Source organism: Coprococcus sp. AM97-35 (assembly GCF_027697525.1).
GTDB lineage: Bacteria > Bacillota > Clostridia > Lachnospirales > Lachnospiraceae > Allocoprococcus > Allocoprococcus comes.
Map to the genome: position 1 here is coordinate 285,648 of NZ_JAQESL010000001.1, position 13,534 is coordinate 299,181.

Below are 13,534 nucleotides of genomic sequence, written 5' to 3' on the forward strand. Positions count from 1 at the left end.
GATTCTTTTTTAGTTATGCTTCATTACTTTTATCTTATGCGTGTCTACTCCGAATAATGCCTGCACAGCCTCTGTGATATTTTCAATCACGATGGCATTATCTCCGCCATCTGCAATTACGAGAACACCTTCTATCCGGGGACTTAATTCCTGTTTCACATATGGCGTTTCTTCTCCATTTCCGTTTGCATAAACTGCCGTCTCTGAAGAACTGGTATTTTTTCCTCCGCTCTCCCCTTCCTGCACCTCACTTGTCATCTCCTGATCCTTTTCCACTACCTTTTCCGAGGAAGAAGCCAGAGTGATCATCACCTTTACATTTCCAACTCCTTCTACTTTTGCAAGTGCATTTTCCAGCCGTGTTTCCAAAGCATCTGTATAAGTATCCTCCGATGCATTTTCCGCCTTCTGCACCTGCTGTTCATCCTGTGTCTGGTCTGATTTTATATCGGAAACAGGCATCGCGATCACAACCAGAAGCAGTCCGACAAGCAATATGATCAGCCACTTGTCTTTTTTTATTTTACGGATTTCAAACATCTTCATTCACCGCCCTTTTCGAGCAAATCCGCCGCATACTCCATCTCTTTTATCATCTGCTCATACTCCGCCGTCCGATACAGCTCCGTTACCTGTCCGGCTTCCCCCATAAGGTCCAGAACCGGCTGGGCAAGCAGAACTGTCAGAAGAAGTCCGCAGAAAAAACGGACATATTTCCGGTAGCTATTCTCTGGAAGTGCCTGCAAAAATGCGGTTACAAGAATCATATAAACGGCGAGATTCTGCATCCACCTGTAAACCAGCTGTATCATTTTATCCCTCCTACGAAGCTGCCGATGCCGCAACTGCAAGTGTCACCAGAAACAGGACCGCCGTCGCAAGCACCGTCTTTAGCAGCATATGATAACCTTCCCCGGTAAAACTGATGGCCTCCACGATCCGTTTATCAGACACCGGCTGGATAAGTGCCGCCGTTCCTTTGTAAAGAAGCGTCAGAATTCCCATATTGATGACCGGGATCATCACAACTCCCGTTACAAGCAGTGCCCCTGCAATTCCAACTCCATTTTTTAAAAGGACCGCACTTCCAAGCACGACTTCGCTTGTCCCGCTGACTACATCACCGATTCCAGGAATCATTCCCACGCCCTTTGTCCAGACACTCCTTTTCACCTGATCTGCCGCCGGACTGATTATCCGCTCGATAAACCCGATCCCCGTCACCAGGGCAAGCAGACTTTTCAGACTCCATCCGATTACAAGTCGCAAAAGTTCCGCTGCCTTAGAAAGAAATTCCTCCTCCGTCAGATTGTTCAAGATTTCCATCAGAAGTGCGATCTGGATCAACGGAACGATCCATTTCAAAATCACAAGTTCCACAAGAAAAATCAGGAAAAGCGCCAGATTATAAAATGCGATCGCAGAAATACTTCCCACTGCGACTGCCATACAGACAAAGTAGACAGGACAGAGTACTCGCATAAAGAGGATCAGATTTTCGAGTCCATGCTGTACCTCTACGGCTGCTGCCTGAAAATTCCGTATGCCGACTGTAATCACAGACAGGTATACCAGAAAAAAGGCGGTCTGTGAGATCTGACAGTTCTGAAACACTTCCGAAAAGTTGGAAAAAACCGCTGCGATCAGCACCAGAAAAATGATAGATGCAAGCACCGGTTTATTGACCTTCAGCACATAGAAAAACTGATCCGTCACAAAGTTTCTGATCTGTCCGGCAGACAGGTTTTCATCCTGCCGGATCACAGACTCAACAAGATCCTGAAAATGCAGTTTTTCTTCCGGGAACAGTTTCCGGATTGCCGTATCCAGATCCTTTACCTCTGTCAGCTCCCAGATTTTCTGCTCTGTTTCCTCCTGCGTTTTTTCCAGATCCGTTTCTGTCATATTATCTTCTGTCCGGCTGTTTTCCGAAGAGGAATCTTCCCCTGCCGCAAATACCTGTACCGGCAGTATCAGTACGAAGATTACAAGTCCGATCATGTATGCTATGCCATATTTCTGAAAATAATGTTTCATTTTTCTTCCCTTTTACTATCCAAGTTCACGGATTGCAAGAAGCAGTGCTTTTAATATCGGCATTCCAATTGCAAGTATACTGAGTCTTGCAAAAACCTCGATCTGCCCGGCGATCGTCTGATAACCGGCATCCTTGCAGATTGCTGCCGCAAATTCCGCCAGATAGGTCACCCCCAGAATTTTCAGCATTGCCGTCAGATATACTGCATCGATCTTTACAAAGCTGCCAACCAGTTCCAGAGTCTCCCGAATCACCGACAGATTCTGGCTCATTCCGAAAAAAAGGAAAATGCTGACCGCAATCCCCAGATAGATCCCATACTCTTTTCTGGTATTTTGAAATTGTAATGCCAGGAAAGTTCCTGCAATACCGATGCAGGCTGCCTTAAGGATACTCATCTTTTCCCTCCTTTACAGAGCAAAGAGCCGTCTGATATCGTCAAACAGATCTGAAATATAAGGAAGGATCCAGAATAAAACCAGGAGCAGTCCTGCAAGGCTTGTGAGAAATGCCTGTTCTTCTCTTCCGCTGTGTTTCAGCACCTGTCCCAGGACAGAAACCAGAATCCCGACTGCCGCAATTTTAAATATCAGATTTACACTCATGTTTCGCTCCTATTTACAGAATCAAAATTGTCAGGAAAAGCCCTGCTGTAACACCCAGCAGATTGCAAAGCCTCCGTTTTTCCTGAATTTCTTTTAAAAGACCGCCTCTTTTTTCTTCCAGAAATTCTGCATACTGCAAGAAAATCTGCGTTTCCTGCTTCTTATCCAGGCTGCCAAGCTGCATCCCAAGCTCATGCAGACGTACCCTTTCCTCTCTGCCAAGGAGCAGACATTTAAGATCACTTTCGCAGCACCTCTCCCAGATTATTGCAAGACTTCTTGACGGCATCTCCAATTCTTTTGCCAGATGTTCCAACCAGATCCTGTAGTTCTGACTGCATCTTCGGGAAACAGAAGCGCATACCTGGGCGAGTGGTGCATAAGTATACTCCATTTCTCCCGCAAGCTGCCTTATCACTCTTTGCAGCTCTCCGGTATCCGTGATCTGCCTCTGATATTCCATTCCCCTGCTGTATCCATAGCCGGATGTCGCCGCCACAATTCCCAGGCATCCGACCATTTTCAGATACACAGTTTTTCTCCCCGTTCGTTATAAATCCCTTCAATTTCTCCTACATGTTTCCCGGATTTCATCACAACATATCTGGCAAAGCATCTTTCCTTTACCAGATTGCTGACCAGTGGCTTTTCACGAATCTCATCCATACCGGAACCATGCACCGTCGTCAGCATGGTTGCCCCACAGTGCATAGCGTACTCGATCGCCTCTACATCCTTCGCTGTCCCGATCTCATCTGCCGCGATCACCTCCGGCGCCATGGACCGCACCAGCATCATCATTCCTTCTGCTTTCGGGCAGTTGTCCAGAATATCTGTCCGCATCCCAAGCTGGTTCTGTGGCACGCCACGGTAGCATCCTCCAATCTCTGAACGTTCATCCACCACACCCACATTTCTTCCTTCCACCCAGCGGTTCCCATCCGAAATCTGTCGCACCAGATCCCGCAAAAGTGTAGTCTTTCCTCCACCTGGTGGGGAAATGATCATGGTATGGCAAAGTCTTCCTTTTTCAAGGATCACAGGAAACAGCTTATTCGCACAACCTGTAATCTCATGGCAGATTCGGATATTGATCGATGTAATATACTGAAAATTCCGGATCTGTTCCTTTTCCGAAATAATTTTCCCGGAAATTCCGACCCGATGCCCTCCTTCAATCGTCAGAAACCCCTGGCGCAGTTCATTTTCATAAGCATACAGGGAATAATTGGATACATATTCCATCGTTTCACGCAGTTCTTCTTTTGTCACCCGATGGGTAAAAAGTTCTTCCTTTCCCTCTTTTTTCACTGCAAGCGGCTGCTCTTCCCGAAGCCGGATCTCCTGGATCTTCTCAAAATCCAGTCCATGATTCAACAGGATCCCTCGGATTTTCTCCGGAAGCACCGCCAGAATTTGATCTTTCTTTTCTCTTCTCATCTTGTCCACCTCTCTTTAAAGAATGTATATGGAAGGCAGGAGAAAAATAGAACTAAAAAAGGACTCTACCGATACTGGTAAAGTCCTTCTGATTTTATAAAACTTTATTCTGCAACATCTTTGATGCTGAAGCTCAAACGTCCCATCTTGTCTTTTCCAAGGCAAACCACTTTGACGTGATCTCCGATAGAAAGAACATCTTCTACATGATCGATTCTCTGCTTAGCGATTTTGGAAATGTGTACCATTCCTTCTTTGCCCGGTGCAAATTCGATGAATGCGCCGAATTCTTTGATGCTTACAACATCACCTTCAAGAACCATTCCTGCCTCGAAGTCTGTTACGATGGTAGCGATCATCTTTCTTGCCTGTTCCATGCTGTCTGCATCTACGCCACAGATAGATACACTTCCTTCATCTGTGATATCAATCTTAACGCCTGTCTTTTCGATGATTGCGTTGATGGTCTTTCCTCTCTGACCTACAACTTCACCAATCTTAGCCGGATCAATATTCATCTGAATGATCTTCGGTGCATACTTGCCAACCTGTGCTCTTGGCTCAGCGATTGTCTTAGCCATAACTTCATCCAGAATGTAAACTCTTGCTTTTCTTGTACGTGCAATTGCTTCTTCGATGATCGGTCTTGTCAGTCCGTGGATCTTAATATCCATCTGGATCGCTGTGATACCTTTATGTGTACCTGCTACCTTGAAGTCCATATCTCCGAAGAAATCTTCCAGTCCCTGGATATCTGTAAGTACCAGATAATCATCGTCAGTAGCACCTGTTACAAGACCACATGAGATACCTGCAACTGCAGATTTGATTGGTACACCGGCTGCCATAAGTGACATAGAAGATGCACATACACTTGCCTGAGAAGTAGAACCGTTAGATTCAAATGTCTCAGATACGGTACGGATCGCATACGGGAACTCTTCCTCTGACGGAAGTACCGGTACCAGTGCTCTCTCAGCAAGGGCTCCATGTCCGATCTCACGACGTCCCGGTCCTCTGGAAGGTCTTGTCTCACCTACAGAGTATGACGGGAAGTTATAGTGATGCATATATCTCTTGGATGTCTCAGATTCATCCAGTCCGTCTACCTTCTGTGCTTCTGAAAGCGGAGCCAGTGTGGTGATGGTACAGATCTGTGTCTGTCCACGTGTAAACATAGCAGAACCATGTACTCTCGGGATCAGGTCAATTTCTGCGGCAAGTGGACGGATTTCTTCGATTGCACGACCGTCCGGACGCTTGTGGTCTTTGAGGATCATCTTGCGGACAACCTTCTTCTGGTACTGATATACAGCTTCACCAAGTTTGGCAAGCCATTCTTCGTTATCAGCAAAAGCTTCTTCCAGCTTTTCTGTGATCTTACGGATATTTTCTTCTCTTGTCTGCTTGTCATCTGTGAATACTGCAACTTCCATCTCTTCCGGTGTTACGATCTTCTGAATCGCTTCAAAGAGTTCTTCCGGTACTGCAAAGCTTACATAATCATGTTTTGGTTTTCCACATTCTGCAACGATCTGGTCGATGAATGCGATGACTTTCTGATTCACTTCATGCGCCGCGAAGATGGCTTCGAGCATCTTAGCTTCCGGTACTTCATTTGCTCCGGCTTCAATCATGATTACCTTTTCTCTTGTAGATGCAACAGTCAGTGCAAGGTCAGACTTTTCTTTCTGCTCTGCGGTTGGATTGAATACCAGTTCTCCGTCAACAAGTCCTACCTGGGTAGAAGCTGTCGGACCATCGAACGGGATATCAGAAATAGCAGTTGCAATCGCTGATCCAAGCATAGCAGTAAGCTCCGGTGAGCAGTCCTGTTCAACAGAGAGAACCAAGTTCTCCAAAGTTACATCATTTCTGTAATCCTTCGGGAAAAGCGGTCTCATCGGACGGTCGATCACACGGCAGGTAAGAACAGCATTTTCTGATGCCTTTCCTTCTCTCTTGTTAAATCCTCCCGGGATCTTTCCTACTGCATAAAGCTTCTCATTGTATTCAACGCTGAGCGGGAAGAAGTCAATTCCTTCTCTTGGTTTGTCGGATGCAGTTGCTGTTGAAAGCACAACTGTATCACCATAATGCATAAGTACTGCGCCGTTCGCCTGTTTGGCAACTCTTCCAACATCTACGCGGAGTGTACGGCCTGCAAGTTCCATTTCAAACTTTTTGTACATAAATGTTCTCCTTTTTTATCTGTTTATCTGACGGGTAAAATCTCCGAAACTACTGAAAAATACACTTCTCAAAATATACTTTTCAGTGGTCTCGGACGCAATCTCTACCCACAATCTTTTGTATTATATCATATCCTTACATCTCTTGCAAGATTCTATATAACTAACTTTAAAATGTGGCAAAACACGGTTATTGGTCACTCCCATGTCAATCACTATGCTGATTGGCATGGATGATGCATGTTGTACCGGTTCGGCTCATTGTTTGCGTAAACAAACAGGGAGCGAAGACATCCAGCTGATGCCTTTCGCTCCCTGTAAAATACGTCTTACTTTCTTAAACCTAATCTTTCGATCAGTGAACGATATCTTTCAATGTCATTCTTCTTAAGGTATGCAAGAAGTCCTCTTCTCTGTCCAACCATCTTAAGAAGTCCTCTTCTTGAATGGTGATCCTTCGGATTAGCTTTGAAGTGATCTGTAAGATCATTGATTCTTGCTGTAAGAAGAGCTACCTGTACTTCCGGAGATCCTGTATCTCCTTCTGTTCTTCCGTATTCTTTGATAATCTGTTCTTTCATTTCTTTTGTGATCATTTGTCACTACCTCCTAAATATACTGTTAATTGCCTGATATTAAGCAGTGGTTGGAGATTCCATCTGCCGAACATCGGTTTTTCATACTTGCCTAGTGTACCATATGCCCCGAATCCTGTCAAGAAGGATTTTATCTTTCCCGCATCTGGCAGGTTTTCATATTCCTGTTCACAGGCTGCCTGTAAATAACCGCATTTCCGAAGCTTTTTCACCGGCTCTGTTATTTCTTATGATGATAACGGAAAAATTCTTTTGCGTAAGCAATATCCTGATCGATCTGAGCCTTCATCATTTCTATCGATTCAAACTTCTGCTCCGGTCTCTTAAAATGATAAAGCTGGATCTCTACCTCTTTTCCGTAGGCATCACCACTGTAATCCAGCAGATTGCTCTCGATCAGCATCCGGTTCTCATCGGATACCGTTGGCTTAAACCCGACATTACCGATTCCGTTGTACCAGATTCCATCAATCCTCACACTATCCAGATAAACTCCGTTCGGTGGAAGAAGTTTATCCCTTGACGGATGTACATTAAGTGTCGGAAATCCCAGTTTTCTGCCCAGCTGCCTGCCATGCTCTACTTTTCCCCGTACAGTATATGCATACCCCAGCATATCATTCACAGCTTCCATATTTCCCTTCCGAAGTTCTTCCCTGACATAGCTGCTGCTGATCTCCCGTTTTCCGTACATCTCTTTTTCAATCACAAAAAGTTCATATCCATACACATCGGCATATTCTGCAAGCATTTTTGCATCACCACGCTTGTCATGCCCAAAGTGGAAATCCGTTCCGATCACAATATACCGGGCATGAATTTTCTCAATCAGGATCTTCCGGATGAAATCCTCTGCCGACATACTTGTGACATCTTCGGAAAACGGGCATTCCAGCAGTACATCTACTTTCTCGTCCAGAAGACATCTGCGCTCCTCATTGGACATGATCCCTTCTCTTGATTTTCCAAGCTTTTCATAAAGCGGATTCATATCAAATGCAAACACAACAGAACGAACGCCTTTTTTCGCCTTCAGCTGACATACTTTTTTGATCAGCTTCTGATGTCCTCTGTGAACTCCATCAAATTTGCCGAGTGTGATTGCTGCCTCTCTGGAATCCTGATAGGCTTCCAGCCCTCTGATATAGTCCATGTTCTTTCCTCTTTAATTACTTTTTTTCATTTCCATCAAAAAACATTTTTACAATCTTGAAGAGATCGTCTTTCCTGCAGTAACAGTAAATCGCAATAAACTGATGCGATTCATCGTACACGCGGACTCTCTCATCGTTCTCATACTCCTTTAATGCTGTTTCCTGTGAAATATCTCTTTTTCTGAAACTATTCCCGTTCCGTACTGCCGCGGCCGTTTTCGGTGGCAGTACGACCTGTGCATACGTTGGAAACATTTCATCTATCGCGATGATCTTCTCCTCCAGAATCCCTTCTTTCTGAAGCTGTGCAATTTCACCGAGCCGGATACTGTCTTCAAGTCCAAACCGCTCTACACGTGTTCTCAAAAGCTCTTTCATGCATCCGCCACAGCCAAGCTTCTGACCGATATCATGACACAGTGTACGGATATACGTTCCCTTTGAACAGGTCACTTCCAGTTTTACCTCCGGAAGATTGATCTCCAGGATCCGGATCTCATGAATCGTGATTCTTCGTGCTTTCCGCTCTACTTCTTGGCCCTCTCTGGCAAGCTCATAAAGCTTTTTCCCGTTAACTTTGAGTGCCGAATACATCGGCGGAATCTGATCGTATTCTCCCTCAAAGCTGCGGATCACATTTTCCACTTTTTCATTGGTCAGATCTTCTGTGCTATGTTTTTCCAGAACCTGACCGGAAGTATCCTGTGTATCCGTCACCTGACCGAGAAGAAGAACCGCCTGATAGGTTTTATCTTTATCTGTCAGCAGGTCACAAAGCTTTGTTGCTTTCCCAAAGCAGACCGGAAGTACTCCTTCGGCATCCGGATCAAGGGTTCCGGTATGCCCGATCTTTTTCTGCTTTACGATCCCGCGCAGCTTTGCGACCACATCATGGGACGTATAGCCTTTTTCTTTATATACATTCAGTACGCCATGTATCATTCCGCTTCGCTCCCACTGTTAAACTGAAGTTCCAGTCTTCTTGCCAGATTGTTGATGATATCATGTGGTGTGGCAGTCATGGTGAATCCGGCTGCCCTTGCGTGTCCGCCGCCGCCAAAATAGCTTGCAACTACACTTACATCTATCTTTTCACTGGATCGCAGACTTACCTTAAAAGTTCCATGTTCAAGCTCATACATAAAAATTGCAACATCGATACCTTTTGTGAGTTTCAGCTGGCTTACGATTCCATCCAGATGTTTCGCTTTTACCTGGTAGAAATCCATCTCTTCTTTTGTAACGTAAGATACAATACATCTTCCGTCCATAAAAAGAAAGCTTTCCAACAATGCACGCCCCAGAACCTGGTTCTGTGCATAGGTCTTTTCATCAAAAGTCTCTGTAATTATTTTTGTAAAATCGATCCCTTTTTCCATCAGTGCTGCTGCTGCGCGCATGGTCGACGGATGGGTACAGGAATAACGGAACACACCGGTATCATGCACCATTCCTGTGTAAAGGCACTCGGCAGTCTCCACAGACATCTTCCCATAATCCAGCAGATCGTAGATCAGCTCACTTGTCGAGCTTGCATCTGGCATGATATAGTTCTGGTCTGCAAAACTCTGGTTGCTCACATGATGATCTACACAGAATCTTACTGCCGCTTTTTTGAAAAGGACTGCCGAAAATCCAAGTCTTCCCATATCCCCACAATCCAGTGCGATAAACAGATCATAGGTTTTTTCTTCCGTCACTTCATGCCGGATCTTATCTGTATTTTTCATGAACTTCAGTGTATTCGGAAGCTCTTCCAGATAAACATCGATCTCTTTTTCAGGAAAATTCTCTCTGACATAGTTATACAATCCCATGCAGGAACCAGCACAGTCCCCATCCGGGCGGACATGTCCGCCAAGTGCGATCGTCCCGGCTTTTGAAATTGCATCTAATAACATACTAATCATCCTCTTCCCGTAAATCTCTTGTTACATCATCAATTTTCTTTGACATCCGGACACCATATTCAATGGACTGATCCAGTACGAACTTGATCTCCGGTGTGTTACGCATATTCAGTGTATGAGCAAGTTCGCGGCGGATATAGCCTTCTGCGCTCTGTAATCCCTTCAGGGTATCAGCCTGGGCTTTTTCATCGCCCAGGACACTGATATATGCTTTGCAGGTTTTAAGATCCGGAGCAACCTCTACCGCTACAACCGAAGTCATCGGTGCAACACGCGGATCCTTGATCCCTCCACGCAGAATAGTACTAAGTTCACGCTGTACCTCTGCGTTTACTCTTGTATTCTTAATGCTGTTTTTTCTCATTTTCTACCCTTCTTTATCTAGGAACTTCCACCATCTTGAATGCTTCTACCTGGTCTCCTTCTTTGACATCGTTGAAACGTTCAAATACGAAACCACATTCATATCCGGCTTTAACTTCCTTCACATCATCTTTGAAACGCTTTAATGAAGCAAGCTTTCCATCATAGATCACAACGCCGTCACGAACGATTCTTGCCTGGCAGTCACGTTCAAATGTACCGTCAAGGACATAAGATCCTGCAATTGTTCCGACTCCGGAAGCCTTGAATGTCTGACGTACTTCGGCATGGCCAAGTACCTTTTCTTCAAATACAGGCTCAAGCATACCCTTCATGGCTGCTTCAACGTCTTCGATCGCATTGTAGATGACACGGTACAGTCTCACATCAACGCCTTCACGTTCTGCCGTTTCCTTTGCAGTTGCGTCCGGACGTACATTGAATCCGATAATGATCGCATTGGATGCTGCTGCAAGCGTAACGTCAGATTCATTGATCGCACCAACACCACCATGGATGATCTTGACAACGACCTCTTCATTGGAAAGTTTGACAAGGCTCTGCTTGATCGCTTCTACAGATCCCTGTACGTCTGCTTTTACAACGATTCCAAGTTCTTTTAAGTTGCCTTCCTGGATCTGGTTGAACAGATCATCCAGAGACATCTTGGACTTGGTTTCTTCCAGTTTCTTGATCTTGTTCTGACTGATGAATGTCTCTGCAAAGCTTCTTGCATCTTTATCATTCTTGCAGCCAACAAATACTTCACCTGCATTCGGCACATCATTAAGACCGAGGATCTCAACCGGCATAGAAGGACCTGCTTCTTTTACACGGCGTCCCTGGTCATCCATCATGGCACGTACTTTACCATATGCAGAACCTGCTGCGATCGGATCTCCGACACGGAGTGTACCCTTCTGTACAAGAACGGTTGCAACCGGTCCTTTTCCTTTGTCAAGCTCAGCCTCAATTACAAGACCTCTTGCGCGGCGGTTCGGATTTGCTTTCAGTTCCATCACTTCTGCGGTAAGAAGAACCATTTCCAGAAGCTCTTTGATTCCTTCTCCTGTATGAGCAGATACCGGTACACAGATAGTGCTTCCGCCCCAGTCTTCCGGAATCAGTTCATATTCGGTCAGTTCCTGTTTTACACGGTCGATATTGGCACTTGGCTTGTCAATCTTGTTGATTGCAACTACGATCTCGATCCCTGCTGCCTTTGCATGGTTGATCGCTTCTACAGTCTGCGGCATGACACCGTCATCTGCTGCAACAACCAGGATTGCAATATCGGTAGAATTTGCACCACGCATACGCATTGCGGTAAATGCTTCATGTCCCGGTGTATCGAGGAAGGTGATTTTCTCACCGTTGATTTCCACAACTGAAGCACCGATATGCTGTGTGATTCCACCTGCTTCTCCTGCGATGACATGAGTATCACGGATCTTGTCAAGAAGAGAGGTTTTACCGTGGTCAACGTGTCCCATAACGCAGACTACCGGCGGACGTTTCTTCATTTTCTTTTCGTCTTCTTCGTCTTCTTTCAGAAGTTCTTCGATCACATCGACTACTTCTTCTTTTTCACAGAGTACATCGAATTCCAGAGCGATTTCTTCAGCTGTCTCGTAATCAATTTCCTGGTTGACTGTTACAATCTTGCCCTGCATGAAGAGTTTCTTAACGATTACGGATGGCTGGATCTTCATTGCATCTGCAAGTTCCTGGATTGTAAGTACTTCCGGAATTGTGATTTGCTTGATCTGCTCCTCCACAACCTCTTTCTTCGGCTGTGGTTTTACCATTTTCGGCTGAGCGTTATTGTTTTTGCCCTTTTTGCCTTTCTGCAGTCTGTCTTCGTTCTCTTCATTTCTGTTATATTCTTTCTTCTTGTGCGCATCTTTTGGTTTGTTGCGGCTTGGTTTCTGTTCTGCGATTGCAGGTGCCGGAATAGACGGGCTAGATTTTCTTCTGTCGTCACGGCGTCCGCCATCACGCATCTCTCTTCCGTCTCTGTTATCACGGTTATCTCGATTATCTCTTCTGTCTCCGCGGTTCTGGAATCCGCCATCTCTTCTTCCATCACCCGGGCGTCCCTGTCTCTGATCCTGACCGTTTCTTGGTCCGTTTGGATTTCTGCGCTGTCTGTTATCACGGTTTTCTCCCTGCGGACGATCCTGTCTGTTTCCGTTCTGTGGACGTCCCTGGCCATTTCCATTACCCTGCGGGCGTTCCTGTCTGTTTCCGTTCTGCGGACGTCCCTGGCCATTTCCCTGAGGGCGTCCCTGGCTGTTACCATTCTGTGGACGTTCCTGTCTGTTTCCATTGCCCTGTGAGCGTCCCTGTCCATTTCCATTGCCTTGCGGGCGCTGTCCGTTTCGACTGCCCTGCGGGCGTCCCTGACCATTACGGCCTCTTCCGCCGCCCTGTGAGTTCTGCGGTCTGAAAACCTGAACGATATTTTTCTTCTTCGGGGTATCTTCAGAAGATTTTTCACTTTTTACTGCATCAATCTGTTCATCTGAAAGTGTACTCATATGACTTGCCACCTCAATTCCTTTATCTTTTAATATAGAGAGTATTTCTTTGTTTGTCTTATTCATCTGTTCTGCCAGTTCATATACTCTTAATTTTGCCATAAATCTACCTCCTGTATACAGTTCCTATTATTCTTCTTCCATATCCAGATGTTTTCTGATTCCTTTTGCAAACCCTGCATCTGTTACTGCAAGCGAAGCGCGGAACTCTTTTCCCATCGCATGGCCCAGGGTATCTTTATCTTCAAAAAAGTATATTGGCACTTTATAAAAATCACACATGTTCTGAAATTTCTTTTTTGTATTGTCCGATGCGTCGTCTGCCACAATCACCAGATGCGCGCGTCCTTCCTTGACTTCTTTTTCTGTCATGAATTCCCCGCTCTTTGTCTTGCCGGCTTTGGTCGCCAGACTGATCATCGATAATGCTCTATTTATGTTCAAGCTGCTCCAGCTCCTTTTCCAGATTTTCGTATATCTCTTTTGGTATCGCCTGTTTGAAAGAACGTTCCAGTCCTTTATTCTTTATTGCTTCCTGCAAACATTTTCCGGAAAAGCACAGATATGCCCCGCGCCCGTTCTTACGTCCGGTTGCGTCCAGAATGAATTCGCCTTCTGCTGTTTTCAGAACACGCAGCATTTCTTTTTTATTCTTCATTTCCTGACATCCCACGCATTTACGCATCGGGATCTTTT

16 protein-coding genes are annotated in these 13,534 nt (G+C 45.4%); all 16 read right to left on the reverse strand.

Translation table 11 applies throughout. The features are described 5' to 3' along the window. Nucleotides 1-9 precede the first annotated feature (9 nt). The 16 genes from PG840_RS01365 to rnpM all read right to left on the reverse strand — a co-directional run bounded on the left by PG840_RS01365 (nucleotide 10) and on the right by rnpM (nucleotide 13,523). Nucleotides 10-546 carry a hypothetical protein gene (locus PG840_RS01365; RefSeq protein ID WP_055247062.1) on the reverse strand — a complete coding sequence of 179 codons (537 nt, stop codon included), beginning with the start codon at nucleotides 544-546 and terminating at the stop codon, nucleotides 10-12. Further along, nucleotides 543-812 carry a stage III sporulation protein AF gene (locus PG840_RS01370; protein ID WP_055247060.1) on the reverse strand — a complete coding sequence of 90 codons (270 nt, stop codon included), beginning with the start codon at nucleotides 810-812 and terminating at the stop codon, nucleotides 543-545. Before PG840_RS01370 ends, PG840_RS01365 begins: the two co-directional genes overlap by 4 nt. Before the next feature lie 10 nt (nucleotides 813-822). Then, complete coding sequence (locus PG840_RS01375; RefSeq protein ID WP_270246137.1) at nucleotides 823-2,037, reverse strand: stage III sporulation protein AE; 1,215 nt, start codon at nucleotides 2,035-2,037, stop codon at nucleotides 823-825. Between the two features lie 15 nt (nucleotides 2,038-2,052). Beyond that, nucleotides 2,053-2,436: a SpoIIIAC/SpoIIIAD family protein gene (locus PG840_RS01380; RefSeq protein ID WP_195249970.1), complete on the reverse strand. Its 384-nt coding sequence runs from the start codon at nucleotides 2,434-2,436 to the stop codon at nucleotides 2,053-2,055. Nucleotides 2,437-2,448: 12 nt separating this feature from the next. Beyond that, nucleotides 2,449-2,643 (reverse strand): stage III sporulation protein AC, encoded by a 195-nt coding sequence (gene spoIIIAC / locus PG840_RS01385; protein ID WP_008369289.1) that lies wholly within the window; start codon nucleotides 2,641-2,643, stop codon nucleotides 2,449-2,451. Nucleotides 2,644-2,656: 13 nt separating this feature from the next. Next, nucleotides 2,657-3,175: a stage III sporulation protein AB gene (locus PG840_RS01390; RefSeq protein ID WP_270613289.1), complete on the reverse strand. Its 519-nt coding sequence runs from the start codon at nucleotides 3,173-3,175 to the stop codon at nucleotides 2,657-2,659. Continuing rightward, complete coding sequence (spoIIIAA, locus tag PG840_RS01395) at nucleotides 3,166-4,083, reverse strand: stage III sporulation protein AA (RefSeq protein ID WP_008369292.1); 918 nt, start codon at nucleotides 4,081-4,083, stop codon at nucleotides 3,166-3,168. The genes PG840_RS01390 and spoIIIAA overlap by 10 nt, the downstream gene beginning before the upstream one ends. Before the next feature lie 104 nt (nucleotides 4,084-4,187). Continuing rightward, a complete protein-coding gene (locus tag PG840_RS01400; RefSeq protein WP_008369294.1) occupies nucleotides 4,188-6,275 on the reverse strand; it encodes a polyribonucleotide nucleotidyltransferase in 2,088 nt (695 codons plus the stop codon). Between the two features lie 329 nt (nucleotides 6,276-6,604). Further along, a complete protein-coding gene (gene rpsO / locus PG840_RS01405; protein ID WP_008369295.1) occupies nucleotides 6,605-6,871 on the reverse strand; it encodes a 30S ribosomal protein S15 in 267 nt (88 codons plus the stop codon). Nucleotides 6,872-7,091: 220 nt separating this feature from the next. Further along, entirely contained in the window at nucleotides 7,092-8,024 is a 933-nt protein-coding gene (locus tag PG840_RS01410; RefSeq protein ID WP_117556509.1) for a bifunctional riboflavin kinase/FAD synthetase, read from the reverse strand. 16 nt (nucleotides 8,025-8,040) lie between these two features. Further along, nucleotides 8,041-8,967: a tRNA pseudouridine(55) synthase TruB gene (gene truB / locus PG840_RS01415; protein ID WP_117556507.1), complete on the reverse strand. Its 927-nt coding sequence runs from the start codon at nucleotides 8,965-8,967 to the stop codon at nucleotides 8,041-8,043. Continuing rightward, nucleotides 8,964-9,926, reverse strand: coding sequence for a DHH family phosphoesterase (locus PG840_RS01420; RefSeq protein ID WP_270613290.1), 963 nt, complete (start codon nucleotides 9,924-9,926; stop codon nucleotides 8,964-8,966). Before PG840_RS01420 ends, truB begins: the two co-directional genes overlap by 4 nt. 1 nt (nucleotide 9,927) lies before the next feature. Continuing rightward, nucleotides 9,928-10,299: a 30S ribosome-binding factor RbfA gene (rbfA, locus tag PG840_RS01425; protein WP_008369305.1), complete on the reverse strand. Its 372-nt coding sequence runs from the start codon at nucleotides 10,297-10,299 to the stop codon at nucleotides 9,928-9,930. Nucleotides 10,300-10,312: 13 nt separating this feature from the next. After that, on the reverse strand, nucleotides 10,313-12,940 hold the full coding sequence (infB, locus tag PG840_RS01430) for a translation initiation factor IF-2 (protein WP_117823785.1): 2,628 nt from the start codon (nucleotides 12,938-12,940) through the stop codon (nucleotides 10,313-10,315). A 27-nt stretch (nucleotides 12,941-12,967) separates the two neighbouring features. Next, nucleotides 12,968-13,258 carry a L7Ae/L30e/S12e/Gadd45 family ribosomal protein gene (locus tag PG840_RS01435; protein ID WP_117823784.1) on the reverse strand — a complete coding sequence of 97 codons (291 nt, stop codon included), beginning with the start codon at nucleotides 13,256-13,258 and terminating at the stop codon, nucleotides 12,968-12,970. 10 nt (nucleotides 13,259-13,268) lie between these two features. Next, entirely contained in the window at nucleotides 13,269-13,523 is a 255-nt protein-coding gene (gene rnpM / locus PG840_RS01440; protein WP_334294126.1) for an RNase P modulator RnpM, read from the reverse strand. Nucleotides 13,524-13,534: the final 11 nt, after the last annotated feature.